Annotated in this window: 15 protein-coding genes and 1 pseudogene; 7 read left to right on the forward strand and 9 right to left on the reverse strand. The window is 68.3% G+C overall.

What is annotated here, in order from left to right:
• Positions 1 to 6: 6 nt before the first annotated feature.
• Positions 7 to 339, forward strand: a complete 333-nt coding sequence (trxA, locus tag ACLIN4_RS17550) for a thioredoxin (RefSeq protein WP_019324700.1) — start codon at positions 7 to 9, stop codon at positions 337 to 339.
• A gap of 81 nt (positions 340 to 420) precedes the next feature.
• On the opposite strand, the gene ACLIN4_RS17555 is transcribed toward trxA, so the two are convergent.
• The 9 genes and pseudogenes from ACLIN4_RS17555 to rpmH all read right to left on the reverse strand — a co-directional run bounded on the left by ACLIN4_RS17555 (position 421) and on the right by rpmH (position 7,359).
• Complete coding sequence (locus ACLIN4_RS17555; protein ID WP_289909045.1) at positions 421 to 1,038, reverse strand: GNAT family N-acetyltransferase; 618 nt, start codon at positions 1,036 to 1,038, stop codon at positions 421 to 423.
• A 329-nt stretch (positions 1,039 to 1,367) separates the two neighbouring features.
• The gene (locus ACLIN4_RS17560) at positions 1,368 to 2,468 is read right to left on the reverse strand and encodes a ParB/RepB/Spo0J family partition protein (protein WP_100048247.1); all 1,101 of its coding nucleotides are present in this window, start codon (positions 2,466 to 2,468) and stop codon (positions 1,368 to 1,370) included.
• Positions 2,465 to 3,538: a ParA family protein gene (locus ACLIN4_RS17565; RefSeq protein WP_107478070.1), complete on the reverse strand. Its 1,074-nt coding sequence runs from the start codon at positions 3,536 to 3,538 to the stop codon at positions 2,465 to 2,467. Before ACLIN4_RS17565 ends, ACLIN4_RS17560 begins: the two co-directional genes overlap by 4 nt.
• Before the next feature lie 248 nt (positions 3,539 to 3,786).
• Positions 3,787 to 4,506: a 16S rRNA (guanine(527)-N(7))-methyltransferase RsmG gene (gene rsmG / locus ACLIN4_RS17570; RefSeq protein WP_043382580.1), complete on the reverse strand. Its 720-nt coding sequence runs from the start codon at positions 4,504 to 4,506 to the stop codon at positions 3,787 to 3,789.
• Positions 4,507 to 4,632: 126 nt separating this feature from the next.
• Positions 4,633 to 5,145 carry a protein jag gene (locus ACLIN4_RS17575; protein ID WP_100048246.1) on the reverse strand — a complete coding sequence of 171 codons (513 nt, stop codon included), beginning with the start codon at positions 5,143 to 5,145 and terminating at the stop codon, positions 4,633 to 4,635.
• A 15-nt stretch (positions 5,146 to 5,160) separates the two neighbouring features.
• Positions 5,161 to 6,456 (reverse strand): membrane protein insertase YidC, encoded by a 1,296-nt coding sequence (gene yidC / locus ACLIN4_RS17580; protein WP_107478057.1) that lies wholly within the window; start codon positions 6,454 to 6,456, stop codon positions 5,161 to 5,163.
• A gap of 3 nt (positions 6,457 to 6,459) precedes the next feature.
• Positions 6,460 to 6,834 carry a membrane protein insertion efficiency factor YidD gene (yidD, locus tag ACLIN4_RS17585; RefSeq protein ID WP_107478056.1) on the reverse strand — a complete coding sequence of 125 codons (375 nt, stop codon included), beginning with the start codon at positions 6,832 to 6,834 and terminating at the stop codon, positions 6,460 to 6,462.
• Positions 6,831 to 7,201, reverse strand: a pseudogene (gene rnpA / locus ACLIN4_RS17590) (ribonuclease P protein component). The gene yidD and the pseudogene rnpA overlap by 4 nt, the downstream one beginning before the upstream one ends.
• A gap of 20 nt (positions 7,202 to 7,221) precedes the next feature.
• On the reverse strand, positions 7,222 to 7,359 hold the full coding sequence (rpmH, locus tag ACLIN4_RS17595) for a 50S ribosomal protein L34 (RefSeq protein WP_003975051.1): 138 nt from the start codon (positions 7,357 to 7,359) through the stop codon (positions 7,222 to 7,224).
• A 376-nt stretch (positions 7,360 to 7,735) separates the two neighbouring features.
• Between rpmH and dnaA the strand changes: the two genes are divergently transcribed.
• From dnaA to gyrB, 6 genes are all read left to right on the forward strand, one after another.
• Positions 7,736 to 9,727 carry a chromosomal replication initiator protein DnaA gene (dnaA, locus tag ACLIN4_RS17600; protein WP_411575992.1) on the forward strand — a complete coding sequence of 664 codons (1,992 nt, stop codon included), beginning with the start codon at positions 7,736 to 7,738 and terminating at the stop codon, positions 9,725 to 9,727.
• Positions 9,728 to 10,745: 1,018 nt separating this feature from the next.
• On the forward strand, positions 10,746 to 11,876 hold the full coding sequence (gene dnaN / locus ACLIN4_RS17605; protein WP_043382592.1) for a DNA polymerase III subunit beta: 1,131 nt from the start codon (positions 10,746 to 10,748) through the stop codon (positions 11,874 to 11,876).
• Positions 11,877 to 12,095: 219 nt separating this feature from the next.
• The gene (gnd, locus tag ACLIN4_RS17610) at positions 12,096 to 12,971 is read left to right on the forward strand and encodes a phosphogluconate dehydrogenase (NAD(+)-dependent, decarboxylating) (RefSeq protein ID WP_100048228.1); all 876 of its coding nucleotides are present in this window, start codon (positions 12,096 to 12,098) and stop codon (positions 12,969 to 12,971) included.
• Between the two features lie 29 nt (positions 12,972 to 13,000).
• Positions 13,001 to 14,122: a DNA replication/repair protein RecF gene (gene recF, locus ACLIN4_RS17615; protein ID WP_100048229.1), complete on the forward strand. Its 1,122-nt coding sequence runs from the start codon at positions 13,001 to 13,003 to the stop codon at positions 14,120 to 14,122.
• On the forward strand, positions 14,119 to 14,691 hold the full coding sequence (locus tag ACLIN4_RS17620; protein ID WP_290013455.1) for a DUF721 domain-containing protein: 573 nt from the start codon (positions 14,119 to 14,121) through the stop codon (positions 14,689 to 14,691). The genes recF and ACLIN4_RS17620 overlap by 4 nt, the downstream gene beginning before the upstream one ends.
• Positions 14,692 to 15,136: 445 nt before the next feature.
• Positions 15,137 to 17,197 carry a DNA topoisomerase (ATP-hydrolyzing) subunit B gene (gene gyrB, locus ACLIN4_RS17625; protein ID WP_179342519.1) on the forward strand — a complete coding sequence of 687 codons (2,061 nt, stop codon included), beginning with the start codon at positions 15,137 to 15,139 and terminating at the stop codon, positions 17,195 to 17,197.
• Positions 17,198 to 17,199 lie beyond the last annotated feature (2 nt).

Here is a 17,199-nt window from a genome sequence, read left to right on the forward strand (position 1 = left end):
CCCGCCGTGGCCGGCACCCTGAAGCAAGTGACCGACGACTCCTTCGAGCAGGACGTCCTCAAGAGCGACAAGCCCGTTCTGGTGGACTTCTGGGCCGCCTGGTGCGGTCCGTGCCGCCAGATCGCGCCGTCCCTCGAGGCGATCGCCGCCGAGTACGGCGACAAGATCGAGGTCGTCAAGCTGAACATCGACGAGAACCCGGGTACGGCCGCCAAGTACGGCGTCATGTCCATCCCGACCCTGAACGTCTACCAGGGTGGCGAGGTCGCCAAGACCATCGTCGGCGCCAAGCCGAAGGCCGCGATCGTTCGCGACCTCGAGGACTTCATCGCCGAGTGACGTTTCACGTGAAACACGAAGGGGCCGACCCGAGCGGGTCGGCCCCTTCGCTTTGCCTCCGTACCCGGCACGGCGACGCTGCTACAGCGGCCGTAGTGCAGGCTCCTTCTGGACCGCCCCCAGCAGGCGGTCCAGAGCCATCTCCACGTCTTCCTTCCACGAGAGCGTGGAACGAAGGTCCAGGCGCAGTCGTGGGTGACTGGGGTGGGGGCGAACCGTCTTGAACCCCACGGCCAGCAGATGGTCGGCAGGCAGGACACAGGCCGGCTCCTTCCAGCGCGCGTCCCCGAACGCCTCGATCGCCTTGAAGCCTCGACGCAACAAGTCCTTGGCAACCGTCTGCACCATCACCCGGCCCAGCCCTTGGCCCTGGTACCCGGGTATCACGAACGCGGTCATCAGCTGGACCGCGTCCGGCGAGACGGGACTGGTGGGGAATGCGGTCGACCGCGGCACATACGCGGGGGGCGCATAGAGCACGAAGCCCACCGGCACGTCATCGACGTAGACCACCCGCCCGCACGACCCCCAGTCCAGCAGGACGGCGGAGATCCAGGACTCCTTCTCCAGAGCAGGCGTACCCGCCTTTACCGCGGCTTCGCCGCTGACGGGGTCCAGTTCCCAGAAGACACACGAGCGACAGCGCTGGGGAAGGTCCTGAAGGTTGTCCAGCGTGAGCGGTACGAGCCGGCGCCCCATGAAGGCTGTTCCTCGCTTCCTTCGCCCGCCGCGTCGCGGGCGGCTGTCAAAGCGCTCCGTTCCCTGAGCAGACTGCCGATGAAGCCACCGACCGCGCCCAGCCCCAGGCCCGCGCTCACCAGTCCGGTACGGCTCATCGTTCGCATGGCCCCTGCCTTCCTCTCAGAGGTGCTGCCAGGTGCTTGCGCCATCCCGTTCGCATCGTATCCACGAAGAGCTGCCCTCGGCACCGGCGGAAAGCAAAGGGCGGGCCGTGTTCCGGAACGCACCGGGCACGACCCGCCGTGTCGACAGGGAAGCGCGATTTCAGCGCGCCACTCCCGCGCGCCTCAGGAGTCGAGCTCCTCGGCTTCGCCGTCCGAAAGGCTCTTCTGCAGTACCGGCCCCTCGCCCGGAGCGAGGCTCCCGAGGATCCGCTCAAGGTCTTCCATGGAGGCGAACTCCACGGTGATCTTGCCCTTCTTCTGGCCCAGGTCGACCTTCACCCGCGTCTCGAAGCGATCCGAGAGCCGTGTCGCCAGATCGGACAGTGCCGGGGATACCAGAGAGCCGGCCCGAGGTCCCTTGGCACGCTGAGGCTTCTGCGGTCGGGAGCCCATGAGGGTCACGATCTCCTCGACCGCCCGAACCGAAAGCCCTTCGGCGACGATCCGGTGGGCCAGCCGCTCCTGCTCCTCCGAGTCCTCTACGGAGAGCAGCGCCCGTGCATGCCCGGCGGAGAGCACCCCGGCAGCCACCCGGTTCTGCACCTTCGGGGAGAGCTTCAGCAGACGCAGTGTGTTCGAGACCTGAGGGCGGGAACGTCCGATGCGGTCGGCCAGCTGGTCATGCGTGCAGTCGAAATCCTTGAGCAGCTGGTCGTAGGCGGCTGCCTCTTCGAGCGGGTTCAGCTGGGCCCGGTGCAGGTTCTCCAGCAGCGCGTCCAGAAGAAGCTTCTCGTCCTCTGTGGCACGCACGATCGCCGGGATGGCTTCCAGGCCGGCCTCACGGCAGGCTCGCCAGCGGCGCTCACCCATGATCAGCTCGTAGCGCGCCGGTCCCACCTGACGCACGACGACCGGCTGGAGCAGGCCCACTTCCTTGATGGAGGTGACCAGCTCGGCCAACGCGTCACCGTCGAAAACCACACGTGGCTGCTGCGGGTTCGGCGTGATGGCGTCGAGTGGAATCTCCGCGAAGTGTGCCCCCATCGGAGGCCGGAGAGGCTCCGGTCCGCTGTGAGCTGCCCCCTCCTCGGTTTCACGTGGAACAGGCGGCAGCGTGGTCACCTTGGCCGCCGCCACCCCACGGTCGTTGGGCAGCAGGGGCATCGCGGCCGGGGACGCGGGAGCCGCATTCCCCAGCGCCGCCGAGGCCACCGACTTCTCGGTCGGCGCATTGGGGATCAGCGCGCCCAGACCACGGCCCAGCCCCCTCCGTCGATCACTCACTGGATCCCCTCCACCATGTTCGGGTCGTTCTGTGCGCCGATGTGGGCGTGCGTCGCGTCGTAGCTAACGCCCACCCCCTTGAGCGCGATCTCTCGCGCCGCCTCCAGATAGGAGAGGGCTCCGCTCGATCCTGGATCGTAGGTCAGGACCGTCTGTCCGTAACTCGGGGCCTCCGAGATGCGGACCGAGCGGGGAATGCTCGTCCGCAGTACCTCGTCGCCGAAGTGGCTGCGCACCTCGTCGGCGACCTGGGACGCGAGCCGCGTCCGGCCGTCGTACATGGTGAGCAGGATCGTCGACACATGCAGTGTGGGGTTGAGGTGGCCCCGGACCAGGTCGACGTTACGCAGCAGCTGCCCCAGTCCTTCCAGCGCGTAGTACTCGCACTGGATCGGGATCAGCACCTCTTGGCCCGCGACCAGCGCGTTGACCGTCAGCAGACCGAGGGAGGGCGGGCAGTCGATGAGGATGTAGTCCAGCGGCTGCTCATACGCCTGAATCGCCCGCTGAAGCCGGCTCTCGCGCGCCACCAGGGACACAAGCTCGATCTCCGCGCCGGCGAGATCGATCGTGGCTGGTGCGCAGAAGAGACCTTCGACGTCGGGGACCGGCTGGACCACCTCTGAGAGCGGCCGGCTCTCGACCAGGACGTCATAGATGGACGGGACCTCGGCGTGATGGTCGATCCCCAGCGCCGTGGAGGCATTGCCTTGTGGATCGAGGTCGACGACCAGGACTCGGGCCCCGTGCAGCGCGAGCGACGCGGCAAGGTTGACGGTCGTCGTCGTCTTGCCCACACCGCCCTTCTGGTTGGCGACCACCATGACCCTGGTCTGCTCGGGCCGCGGCAGACCCTCGCCGGCGCGGCCCAGAGCCTCCACCGCCAGTTGGGCAGCACGACCGATCGGAGTGTCGTCCATCGGAGGCGGTGTTTCACGTGAAACATCCGCTCCCATCGACTCGGTACGGGGACCGGGGACCGGATCGGTCATCGGTCCCGCGATATTGGCGTCGGACCGCAAGGATTCACTCTCCTCGACTTCAGGCTCGCAATGAACAGAGCCTCCCATGTCTTCCGGGTCATGAACCAGTGAGGCCTGTTGTTCTGTGGAGAAATCCACCTCTGTGGACAACTCCGTGCCCTCTCCGAGTGACCCGAGAGGCTTTCGGTCGCGGGGGTCGGCCGCAGCGCGGCCCCGACTGATGATGCCGTGCAGCAGTGAGCGACGTTTCACGTGAAACACGATGCACAGCGGCCGAAGCCGAACAGCCGCGACACTCCGGCATGCGTAGGTATGGCAGCTTGTGTGGAGTACGGCTACCCGCGACGCCGCCGGGCTCGGCCCGTCCGCGCCGCCTTGGCCCGCTTGGCGGCGAACCGCACGCCGCCCGGGCTCTCCCCGACCTCAACCCGCACCACGGTCGACATGGGGTCCACGACGCCCTCGCCCACATGGAGGATGGAGGTCTCCACCGCCCCCAGCTTGCTGAGCGCGGTGGACGCGGCCTTCAGCTCCTCCTCGGCCGTGTCGCCCTTGAGAGCGAGCATCTCGCCGTACGGGCGCAGCAGCGGAATCCCCCAGGTGGCCAGACGATCCAGCGGAGCCACGGCGCGGGCCGTCACCACATGCACCGGCGGCAACTTGCCCATGACCTCCTCGGCCCGACCACGCACCACGGTCACATGGTCCAGGCCCAGAAGTTCCACGACCTCGGTCAGGAAGTTGGTGCGCCGCAGCAAGGGCTCCAGAAGAGTGATCTTCAGGTCCTCCCGGACGAGCGCCAGCGGGATCCCGGGCAGGCCGGCGCCGGAACCGACATCGCACACCGTTACGCCCTCGGGCACGACCTCCGAGAGCACCGCGCAGTTCAGCAGATGCCGCTCCCACAGGCGGGGGACTTCACGCGGACCGATCAGGCCACGCTTCACCCCCGCCTCTGCGAGCAGCTCGGCGTAGCGGATCGCGTCCGCGTACCGAGCACCGAACACATCACGTGCCTGCTCGGGAACAGGGGGAAGCTCCGCTGCCTCCGTCACGAGGGGACCGTCCTTCCGTACGGCACCGGCGCACCGGGCGCCGCTGCCAGAAACACCAGAACTATCAGGCTGACAAAACTCGGCCCCGTCTGCGCAACAGACGGGGCCGGAGAACGTGTGGACCGATCAGGCGGGAAGCACGACGACGAAGCGCTCCGGCTCCTCGCCCTCGGACTCGCTGCGCAGCCCCGCGGCCTTGACCGCGTCGTGCACGACCTTGCGCTCGAACGGCGTCATCGGCTTCAGCCGCACGGACTCGCCGCTGCTCCTGACCTCGGCCGCGGCCTTGGCGCCCAGCTCGGAGAGCTCGGCGCGCTTGGTGGCCCGGTAGCCCGCGATGTCGAGCATCAGCCGGCTGCGATCACCGGTCTCCCGGTGCACGGCCAGGCGCGTGAGCTCCTGCAGAGCCTCCAGCACCTCGCCGTCCCGGCCGACCAGCTTCTGCAGATCACGGCTGTTCGTGTCGCTGATGATCGAGACGGAGGCGCGGTCGGCCTCGACGTCCATGTCGATGTCACCGTCGAGATCGGCGATGTCGAGCAGACCCTCCAGGTAGTCCGCGGCGATCTCGCCCTCCTGCTCGAGGCGGGTCAGGGTGTCTGCGCCCTCGGCAGCGGCGGAGGTGGTGCCTTCCGTCACGGGATGGACTCCTTCTTACTTCTTCGACGGGGACTTGGGCCGCTGCGGGCCCTTGCGCTGTCCGGACTGGGCCTTGCTGCGGCCACCGCCGCCGGGCTTCTGCGCGGGCTTCTTGGCGGCGCCGGCGGACTTGCCGCCCTGCTGGCCGCTCTCCGGCTCGCCGGACTTGGTGAGGGAGGTCTTGGCCTCCGGCTCACCGGCGGACTCACCGCCCGGCTTCGCGGACTGGCGCTGCGCCTTGGTCTGCCGCTTGGGCTGCTGCCGCTTGGGTGCCGCGGTGGTGCCGGGTGCGCCTTCCGCGCTCTGGGCGGCGACGGCGGCGTCGCTCTTCTCCACGGTGCCGTCGGCCTGGGCCGCGAGGCCCGCCTTGTTCAGTCCGTTGATGAACTTGCGCTCGAACTCGTTGCGGTCCCGGCCCTTGGCGACGATGGCCTTGACGATGGACCGCTGACCACGACCGCGGGTCTTGCCGGTGTCCGTGACGTGCTTGAGCAGGCGCTCCAGGTAGGCGGCCTGGGCCTTGGAACCCGGAGTCGGGTTGTTGCGGATGACGTACATCTGCTGGCCCATGGTCCACACGTTCGTGGTCAGCCAGTAGACGAGGACACCGACGGGGAAGTTGATACCGAAGACGGCGAACATGACCGGGAAGACGTACATCAGCATCTTCTGCTGCTGCATGAACGGCGTCTTCACCGTGGTGTCGACGTTCTTGGTCATCAGCTGGCGCTGAGTGAAGAACTGCGACGCCGACATCAGCACGATCATGATCGCGGTGACGATCCTGACGTCCGTCAGCGAGGACCCGAGGGCTTCCACCTTGGAGGAGCCGTCGGTGAACTTCGCGGCCAGCGGCGCGCCGAAGATGTGAGCCTTCTGGGCGCTCTCCAGGAGGCGGTCGTTGATCACGCCGATGGTGTCGTTCGACGCGATCGAGTTGAGCACGTGGTACAGGGCGAAGAAGAACGGGGACTGCGCCAGGATGGGAAGGCACGAGGAGAGCGGGTTGGTGCCCGTCTCCTTGTACAGCTTCATCATCTCTTCGGACTGACGCTGCTTGTCGTTCTTGTAGCGCTCCTGGATCTTCTTCATCTCCGGCTGGAGCGTCTGCATCCCACGCGTCGCCTTGATCTGCTTCACGAAGAGCGGGATCAGGCAGATACGGATGAGGATCACCAGGGACACGATGGACAGGCCCCAGGCCCATCCCGTGTCAGGGCCGAAGATCGCGCCGTACACCTTGTGGAACTGGACGATGACCCAGGAGACAGGTGTCGTGATGAAACTGAAGAGGCTGGCAATCGTGTCCACTAATCATGCTCCTTGGGCATGGGACGGGGTCTCTGCGGCCGGACTCGAAGGACTGGACTGACTCGTGGGAGGAGTCTGTCCCTCGTTGGCCGGTTCGGCGGCGGAGGTCCCGCCCTTGCGTGCACGCCAGGCGTCACGCAGCATTTCGTGCCACCGCGGGCGTTTGCGCGGCGGAACATGGTCCACGCCACCCAGCGACCACGGGTTGCATCGCAGGATGCGCCAAGCGGTGAGCGCCGTGCCTTTGAGAGCACCGTGTCGGTCGATGGCCGTGTAGCCGTAGTGGGAACACGACGGGTAGTACTTGCACACCGGCCCCAGCAGAGGACTGATCGTCCACTGGTACAGCTTGATCAGAGCCAGCAGCGGGTACTTCATCGCGCGCCCCCTCCCAGTAGCCGCTCCAGGGCGGCGTCCAGGTCTCGGGCCAGCTGTGCATGGTCGGCGTCGCCCGCACCGGGCAGCGCTCGTACGACTACCAGGCTACCGGGGGGAAACAGGTCGATCCGGTCGCGCATCAGGTGGCGAAGCCTGCGCTTCACCTTGTTGCGCACCACCGCACCACCCACGGCTTTGCTCACGACGAAACCCGCACGTGTCGGGGAGCGCTCTCCCCAGGCGCGTGCGGGTCCGTGGCACCGCTTCGGAGGTGGACGACCAGGGCCGGGCGTCCGGCCCGGCGGCCTCGTCGTACCGCGGTCGCGAAGTCCTCGCGCCGCCTCAGCCGGTTCTCGGTGGGCAGCACGACGTCATGACCTGACCGGATCAGGCGGACAGACGGGCGCGACCCTTGCTGCGGCGGGTCGCGAGAATCGCGCGGCCGGCACGGGTGCGCATACGCAGCCGGAAGCCGTGGGTCTTGGCGCGACGACGGTTGTTCGGCTGGAAGGTGCGCTTGCTCACTCGGGGGCTCCAGAAAGAATCGGGGTTGGCGGGGTGCCGTCCTGGCTGTCACCGTGCGCCCACGAGTAGCTCGCGTTACGCCCGAGTGCACCGCTTTTCGATCACCTTGAACGTGACCTGTGCCCATCGGAGGCAGGCGGCAGCAGCCATCGACAACTCGACCTGGTTACGGTACGTGGGACTGCGCCATTCGGTCAAACCAGCGGTGACCGGGAGACACTTGTCCACAGCCTGGGGACAACAACTTGAACCCTACCGGCCACGCTGACTACCGTGACTGGACTCCGATTCGTTCCCTTATCCCTGCCCCACCCGAGTTTCATCCCGACCCGTCCCCGAATCACACCTTCGAGGGACTCGTGAGAGAGCGTGCCCTGTGGCTGACGTACCTGCCGATCTTGCCGCAGTGTGGCCACGCGTATTGGAGCAACTCCTCGGAGAGGGCCGCGGGCAGGGCGTCGAGTCGAAGGACGAGCACTGGATCCGGCGCTGCCAGCCCCTCGCGCTGGTCGCCGACACCGCCCTCCTCGCCGTACCGAACGAATTTGCGAAGGGCGTACTGGAGGGCCGCCTCGCCCCGGTCGTCAGCGAGACGCTGAGCCGCGAATGCGGCCGCCCCATCCGCATCGCCATCACCGTCGACGACACCGCCGGCGAGCCCGCGCCCGCCGCACCGGCCCCCACCCCGCAGGCACCGCCCACGCGCCCCCAGCCCCGCTACGAGGAGCCCGAGCTCCCCGCGCCCGGCCACGGCCAGGGCGGCCGCGACGACTACGAGGGATACGGCCGCCACCGCGCCGACCAGCTCCCCACGGCCCGCCCCGCCTACCCGCAGGAGTACCAGCGCCCCGAGCCCGGCTCCTGGCCGCGCCCGGCGCAGCAGGACGACTACGGCTGGCAACAGCAGCGCCTCGGCTTCCCGGAGCGGGACCCGTACGCATCCCCGGCCCAGGACGGCTACGACCAGGAGCCGTACCCGCAGGACTCGTACGGCCAGAACTACCGCCAGCAGCCTCCGGTGCGCCCGTCGTACGACTCGCAGCACGGCGACTTCAAACGGGGCGAGTACGACCGCGGCGGCGAGTACGAACCGCGCGACTACGAGCAGTCCCGCGGCGACCACGGCCAGCCACGCCCGGATTACGACCAGCCGCGCGCCGACTACGACCAGTCACGCGACGACTACGACCAGCGCGGCCCCCGCCGGGACCTGCCCGAACCGCCGTCCGGCTCCGGCCACGTGCACCGCGGCGGCCCGGTCGGCCCCGGCCCCGCCACCGGCGCCCCCGGCCCACTGGCCGCACAGCCGGCGCCGGCCACCGGACCGGGCGAGCCGACCGCTCGCCTCAATCCGAAGTACCTCTTCGACACCTTCGTCATCGGGGCCTCCAACCGCTTCGCCCACGCCGCGGCCGTCGCCGTCGCCGAAGCCCCCGCGAAGGCGTACAACCCGCTCTTCATCTACGGGGAGTCGGGACTCGGCAAGACCCACCTCCTGCACGCCATCGGGCACTACGCCCGCAGCCTCTCCCCCGGCACGCGCGTGCGGTACGTGAGCTCCGAGGAGTTCACCAACGAGTTCATCAACTCCATCCGCGACGGCAAGGGCGACAGCTTCCGCAAGCGCTACCGCGAGATGGACATCCTGCTCGTCGACGACATCCAGTTCCTTGCGGACAAGGAGTCGACGCAGGAGGAGTTCTTCCACACCTTCAACACCCTCCACAACGCCAACAAGCAGATCGTGCTCTCCAGCGACCGGCCGCCCAAGCAGCTGGTCACCCTGGAGGACCGGCTGCGGAACCGTTTCGAGTGGGGGCTGATCACCGACGTCCAGCCGCCCGAACTGGAGACGCGCATCGCGATCCTGCGCAAGAAGGCGGTGCAGGAGCAGCTCAACGCCCCGCCCGAGGTGCTGGAGTTCATCGCCTCGCGGATCTCCCGCAACATCCGCGAGCTGGAGGGCGCGCTGATCCGGGTGACGGCGTTCGCGTCGCTCAACCGGCAGCCGGTCGACCTCGGGCTGACGGAGATCGTCCTCAAGGATCTGATCCCCGGCGGGGAGGACTCGACGCCGGAGATCACCTCGACGGCCATCATGAGCGAGACCGCCGACTACTTCGGCCTCACGGTGGAGGACCTGTGCGGCAGCTCGCGCGGCCGCCAGCTGGTGACGGCGCGGCAGATCGCCATGTACCTGTGCCGTGAGCTGACGGACCTGTCCCTGCCGAAGATCGGCGCGCTGTTCGGCGGGCGGGACCACACCACGGTGATGCACGCCGACCGCAAGATCCGCAATCTGATGGCCGAGCGGCGCTCCATCTACAACCAGGTCACCGAGCTGACCAACCGCATCAAGAACGGCTGACAGCCGCCGGCACCGGCCTCCGAGGCGCCCCGGACACCCCCGGGGCGCCTTTTCCTTGCCCGCAGGAAGCCCTCGCGGTACCGCCTCCACACAGACGCCTCCGCGGCACCACCGCCACCGCCGCGCACCGCCGCGCACCGCCGAGAGCACCGAGCTACCAGCGCACCACCACCGTGCCGCCGCCATGCCATCGCCCGACCGCAGACCAGCAACCGCCGCACCACCGCGGCGTCCCCGCTGTTCGATTACCTGCCGGGTTACGGCCGCCCTCCACAGATTCGGTGACTTTTTTCCGTCCACACCTTGGGGACTGGGAAGTTGTCCCGATCCTGTCCACAGGCCAGGCTGTTGAGGGATCATCAGGGCAGGTCAGCCGCCTGTGGATTCGTGGACGAACGATCTCCACAGCCTGTGGACGACGGGCCGGTCCACAAGCTGTGCATCAAGTTGTCCACGGACAACCCACAGGCTGCGCCCGGTTGTCCCCAGCGATCCCCAGCTTCTCCACACCTCTGTCCACTGTTCGGCAACACAACGCGCCCTCTCACCGCGTCGAGTGAAAGCCGTCACACCAAGGCACCGGATTGGGCTGTGGGAAAGGTGGGTAAAGCTGGGGACAGCCCTGGGGAGAAGTCGCCCCTCCCTGTGCACGGAGTGTGCAGAACTTTCTGTTCTCCACAGATGCGCCCGGTTGTCCACCGGCTCCGCCCACAGGCCCCGTGGACAAAATTCCTGCGCTGACCTGGGCAAACGAGGTTATCCACGGTATCCACAGGCCCTACTACTACTCCCAACCAGTAAGAGAGCGGAATTCGTTTCGAAGCGGGCCCTGTGCACAACTCGCCCTCTCGAGCCCGACCGCCCCTCGCCACGACTTGACCCCGAAGGGCACCTACTGTCAGTGGGGTGCGTCAGACTGTTCCCCGGTGTCCTGCCCCGGACGGGGACCGACGACACCGAGTCAGACGACGAAGCCAGGCAGGGCGAGAAGCGCCGGCAACAGCAGGAGGCGGCAACAGTGAAGATCCGGGTGGAACGCGACGTACTCGCGGAGGCAGTGGCCTGGGCGGCTCGCAGTCTCCCGGCCCGTCCGCCGGCGCCGGTCCTCGCGGGCCTGCTGCTGAAGGCCGAGGAGGGGCAGCTGAGTCTGTCCAGCTTCGACTACGAGGTCTCCGCGCGGGTGTCGGTGGAGGCCGAGATCGAGGAGGAGGGCACGGTCCTCGTCTCCGGGCGCCTGCTCGCCGACATCTCCCGCGCCCTCCCCAACCGGCCGGTGGAGATTTCCACAGACGGTGTACGGGCGACGGTGGTCTGCGGGTCCTCGCGGTTCACCCTCCACACCCTGCCGGTGGAGGAGTACCCGGCGCTGCCGCAGATGCCGGAGGCCACGGGCACCGTCCCCGGTGAGGTCTTCGCCTCGGCCGTGCAGCAGGTCGCCATCGCCGCGGGCCGCGACGACACGCTGCCCGTCCTCACCGGTGTGCGCATCGAGATCGAGGGCGACTCGGTGACGCTGGCCTCCACCGACCGCTACCGCTTCGCGGTCCGCGAGTTCCTGTGGAAGCCGGAGAACCCGGAGGTCTCCGCGGTCGCCCTGGTGCCCGCCAAGACGCTCCAGGACACCGCCAAGGCGCTGACCAGCGGTGACCAGGTGATCCTGGCGCTGTCCGGTTCCGGTGCGGGTGAGGGCCTGATCGGCTTCGAGGGTGCGGGCCGCCGGACGACGACGCGTCTGCTGGAGGGCGACCTCCCGAAGTACAAGACGCTGTTCCCGACGGAGTTCAACAGCGTCGCCGTGATCGAGACCGCCCCCTTCGTGGAGGCCGTCAAGCGCGTGGCCCTGGTCGCCGAGCGCAACACCCCGGTGCGGCTCAGCTTCGAGCAGGGCGTGCTGATCCTGGAGGCCGGTTCCAGCGACGACGCACAGGCTGTGGAAAGGGTTGACGCCCAGCTGGAGGGCGACGACATCTCGATCGCCTTCAACCCGACGTTCCTGCTGGACGGTCTGAGCGCGATCGACTCCCCGGTCGCCCAGCTGTCCTTCACGACGTCCACGAAGCCGGCGCTGCTCAGCGGGAAGCCGGCCCTGGACGCCGAGGCGGACGAGGCCTACAAGTACCTGATCATGCCGGTGCGGCTGAGCGGCTGAGCGGCTGGTCCCTCAGGGGATCCGGCAGGGGCCGGCGTCCGGTTGTCCACAGGTTGAGGACAAACGTGCAGGTGAGGGCGTACGTATGAGCGCGTACGCCCACAGCTGTGCACGGACGTCCGGGTTTAGGCTCGGGGCGGGTACGAAAGTGCCGCGGTACGCCTTCCGGCCGGTCGGACGTGCCGCCCCGCCACCTCGCACACCTAAGGAACGCAACTGATGGAGCTCGGTCTCGTCGGCCTCGGCAAGATGGGCGGCAACATGCGCGAGCGGATCCGCCGCGCGGGCCACACCGTCGTCGGATACGACCGCAATCCCGACCTCGCCGACGTCCACAGCCTGGAAGAGCTTGTGGGCAAGCTCGAGGGCCCGCGCGTGGTCTGGGTGATGGTCCCGGCAGGTGAGGCCACTCAGGCCACCGTCGACCGCCTCGGCGAGCTGCTGGAGCCCGGTGACGTCGTCGTGGACGGCGGCAACTCCCGCTGGACGGACGACGAGAAGCACGCCGAGGAGCTGGCCGCCAAGGGCATAGGCTTCGTCGACTGCGGTGTCTCGGGCGGCGTGTGGGGCCTGGAGAACGGCTACGCGCTGATGTACGGCGGCGACGCGGAGAACGTCGCGAAGGTGCAGCCGATCTTCGACGCCCTCAAGCCGGAGGGCGACTTCGGTTCCGTACACGCCGGCAAGGTCGGCGCGGGCCACTTCGCGAAGATGGTCCACAACGGCATCGAGTACGCGATGATGCAGGCCTACGCCGAGGGCTGGGAGCTGCTGGAGAAGGTCGACTCCGTGGAGAACGTCCGCGAGGTCTTCCGCTCCTGGCAGGAGGGCACGGTCATCCGTTCCTGGCTGCTGGACCTGGCCGTCAACGCGCTCGACGAGGACGAGCACCTGGGTGGGCTGCGCGGTTACGCGCAGGACTCCGGTGAGGGACGCTGGACTGTGGAGGCCGCGATCGACAACGCGGTGCCGCTGCCGGCGATCACCGCGTCGCTGTTCGCGCGGTTCGCGTCCCGGCAGGACGACTCGCCGCAGATGAAGATGATCGCCGCGCTGCGCAATCAGTTCGGCGGCCACGCGGTCGAGAAGAAGTAGCGAAAGGCTGGGGAGGTCGGCGCACGACCATGCACGTCACGCATCTGTCGCTGGCCGACTTCCGTTCGTACGCCCGGGTCGAGGTCCCGCTGGACCCGGGCGTCACGGCCTTCGTCGGTCCGAACGGGCAGGGCAAGACCAACCTGGTCGAGGCGGTCGGCTACCTGGCCACCCTCGGCAGCCACCGGGTCTCCTCCGACGCCCCCCTGGTCCGCATGGGTGCCGAGCGGGCCGTGATCCGCGCCCAGGTCCGGCAGGGTGAGCGGCAGCAGCTGATCGAGCTGGAGCTGAACCCGGGCAAGGCCAACCGCGCCCGCATCAACAGGTCCTCGCAGGTCAGGCCCCGTGATGTGCTCGGCATCGTCCGCAGCGTCCTGTTCGCGCCCGAGGACCTCGCCCTGGTCAAGGGCGACCCCGGGGAGCGGCGTCGCTTCCTGGACGAGCTGATCACGGCGCGCTCCCCGCGCATGGCCGGTGTGCGCTCCGACTACGACCGGGTCCTCAAGCAGCGCAACACCTTGCTGAAGTCGGCCGCGCTGGCCCGTCGGCACGGTGGACGCACGATGGACCTGTCCACGCTGGACGTCTGGGACCAGCACCTCGCGCGCGCGGGCGCCGAACTCCTCGCTCAGCGTCTGGACCTGATCGCCGCCGTGCAGCCGCTGGCCGACAAGGCGTACGAGCAGCTGGCCCCGGGCGGCGGCCCCCTCGCCCTGGAGTACAAGCCGTCGGCGCCCGGCGAGGCGCACACTCGCGAGGACCTGTACGAGCAGCTGATGGCGGCGCTCGCCGAGGCCCGCAAGCAGGAGATCGAGCGGGGCGTCACCCTGGTGGGTCCGCACCGGGACGACCTGCTGCTGAAGCTCGGTTCGCTGCCCGCCAAGGGCTACGCGTCCCACGGCGAGTCGTGGTCGTACGCGCTGGCGCTGCGCCTGGCCTCGTTCGATCTGCTGCGGGCGGAAGGCAACGAGCCGGTCCTCGTCCTGGACGACGTCTTCGCCGAGCTGGACGCGCGGCGCCGGGAGCGGTTGGCGGAGCTGGTGGCGCCCGGTGAGCAGGTGCTGGTGACTGCCGCGGTCGACGACGATGTGCCGGACGTGCTGGCGGGCGCGCGGTTCGCGGTGACGGAGGGGACGGTGGAGCGCGTATGAGCGCGGAGGGACCGCTTCCCGGTCGGCCGTCCGGCGATCAGGGCCCGGGGCAGGGAGATCCGGAGCCTTCGGGTGTCGACCTCGCCCGTGTCGCCCTCAGGGCGGCGAGGGAGGCGGCACGCGCGCGTGGGGATGCCGCGCAGCAGAAGAAGCAGGCGCGTCGCGGTGGCCTGCGTTCCGGTGCGCGCGCCGACGGTCGTGATCCGATGGCGCTGGGGTCGGCGATCAACCGTCTGATCACCGAGCGAGGCTGGGAGACGCCGGCCGCGGTGGGCGGTGTGATGGGGCGCTGGCCGCAGATCGTCGGCGAGGACGTGGCGAAGCACTGTGTGCCGGAGCGGTACGACGAGGACGAGCGGGTGCTGATCGTCCGCTGCGACTCGACGGCGTGGGCGACGAATCTGCGGTTGCTCGCGCCGACGCTGGTGGCGCGTCTCAACGAGGACCTCGGGCACGGGTCGGTTCGGATGATCAAGGTGCTGGGTCCGGGTGGCCCCGCCGGTGCCGGTCGTCGGTACGGTCCGTTGCGCGCACCTGGCAGCCGGGGGCCGGGAGACACCTACGGGTGACCCGGAGGGGCTCGGCGGGTGCTCTGGCACCCCGTCAGCACTGGGTGATGTACCTCACATAATTGGCCGTCAATGGCCGGTGTGAACCGTCGGAGGCCGCTTCGTCGTGCCACCGCACAGGGGTGCGAATCGCGATCTGACTCCCAAGTAGCCAAGGGTTGACGCCCGGAAGCGCTGAGTGCCGTCGTGAGCCTCTTGAGGCCCCCATCCGCATATCGGGAGTAGGACGAGCCCGGTTCAGGGCGGCACATGCGGACTCAGGTACCGGCAAACCCCCATCAGTGTCAGTGCTACCGGTAGAATGGAAGACAATCCCGCCCCGAACGTGGGGACCGTCCGGGACTAGCTGAGCAACGCTGATCAAGGCTTACCAACGCAACATGCCGCAGCCGCTCCGGCAACCCGCCGACGAGCCCGGCTCGTGCTGTGCCAGAAAGGGCGCTTCGTGGCCGATTCCGGCAACCCCAACGAGAACAACCCGTCCATCGACACCGGCGTGAACGACGTGGTGAGCGCCCCGGCCGGCGAGGCCTCCGCCTCGTACGACGCCAGTGCCATCACCGTGCTCGAGGGTCTGGACGCGGTCCGCAAGCGACCCGGTATGTACATCGGCTCGACCGGTGAACGAGGTCTGCACCACCTGGTGCAGGAGGTCGTGGACAACTCCGTCGACGAGGCGCTGGCCGGTCACGCGGACACGATCGACGTCACGATCCTCGCCGACGGCGGTGTCCGGGTCGTCGACAACGGCCGTGGCATCCCGGTGGGCATCGTCCCCTCCGAGGGAAAGCCCGCGGTGGAGGTCGTGCTGACCGTGCTGCACGCGGGCGGCAAGTTCGGCGGCGGCGGTTACGCGGTCTCCGGTGGTCTGCACGGTGTGGGTGTCTCCGTCGTCAACGCCCTTTCCACGAGGGTCGCGGTGGAGGTCAAGACCGACGGCTACCGCTGGACGCAGGACTACAAGCTGGGCGTTCCCACGGCCGCGCTCGCCCGGCACGAGGCCACCGAGGAGACCGGTACGTCGGTCACCTTCTGGGCCGACGGCGACATCTTCGAGACCACCGACTACTCCTTCGAGACGCTTTCCCGGCGCTTCCAGGAGATGGCCTTCCTCAACAAGGGTCTGAAGATCAACCTCACCGACGAGCGCGAGTCGGCGAAGGCCACCGCCGGAGCGGACGAGGCGGGCGAGGACGAGAAGCACGAGGTCAAGAGCGTCTCGTACCACTACGAGGGCGGCATCGTCGACTTCGTGAAGTACCTCAACTCCCGCAAGGGAGACCTGGTGCACCCCACCGTGATCGACCTCGAGGCCGAGGACAAGGACAAGAACCTGTCCCTCGAGATCGCGATGCAGTGGAACGGGGGCTACACCGAGGGCGTGTACTCCTTCGCCAACATCATCCACACGCACGAGGGCGGTACGCACGAGGAGGGCTTCCGCGCGGCGCTCACTTCGCTGATCAACAAGTACGCGCGGGACAAGAAGCTGCTGCGGGAGAAGGACGACAACCTCACGGGTGACGACATCCGCGAGGGTCTGACCGCGATCATCTCGGTGAAGCTGAGCGAGCCCCAGTTCGAGGGCCAGACCAAGACGAAGCTGGGCAACACCGAGGTGAAGACCTTCGTCCAGAAGATCGTCTACGAGCACCTGGCGGACTGGCTCGACCGCAACCCGAACGAGGCGGCGGACATCATCCGCAAGGGCATCCAGGCGGCCACCGCGCGCGTGGCGGCCCGCAAGGCCCGGGACCTGACGCGTCGTAAGGGCCTGCTGGAGACGGCGTCGCTGCCGGGCAAGCTGTCCGACTGCCAGTCGAACGACCCGACCAAGTGCGAGATCTTCATCGTCGAGGGCGACTCCGCCGGCGGCTCCGCCAAGTCCGGCCGGAACCCGCAGTACCAGGCGATCCTCCCGATCCGCGGCAAGATCCTCAACGTCGAGAAGGCGCGCATCGACCGGATCCTGCAGAACCAGGAGATCCAGGCGATGATCTCCGCGTTCGGTACGGGCGTGCACGAGGACTTCGACATCGAGAAGCTCCGCTATCACAAGATCATCCTGATGGCGGACGCCGACGTCGACGGCCAGCACATCAACACCCTGCTGCTGACCTTCCTGTTCCGCTTCATGCGGCCGCTGGTCGAGTCCGGGCACGTGTACCTGTCGCGTCCGCCGCTCTACAAGATCAAGTGGGGTCGGGACGACTTCGAGTACGCGTACTCCGACCGTGAGCGTGACGCGCTGATCGAGATGGGCCGCAACGCCGGCAAGCGCATCCGCGAGGACTCCGTGCAGCGCTTCAAGGGCCTCGGCGAGATGAACGCCGAGGAACTGCGCATCACGACCATGGACCAGGAGCACCGGGTGCTCGGCCAGGTCACGCTCGACGACGCCGCGCAGGCCGACGACCTGTTCTCGGTGCTGATGGGCGAGGACGTCGAGGCCCGGCGCGCGTTCATCCAGCGCAACGCCAAGGACGTCCGCTTCCTCGACATCTGAGT

Origin of the sequence: Streptomyces mutabilis (genome assembly GCF_046628145.1) — a bacterium.
Classification (GTDB): domain Bacteria; phylum Actinomycetota; class Actinomycetes; order Streptomycetales; family Streptomycetaceae; genus Streptomyces; species Streptomyces mutabilis.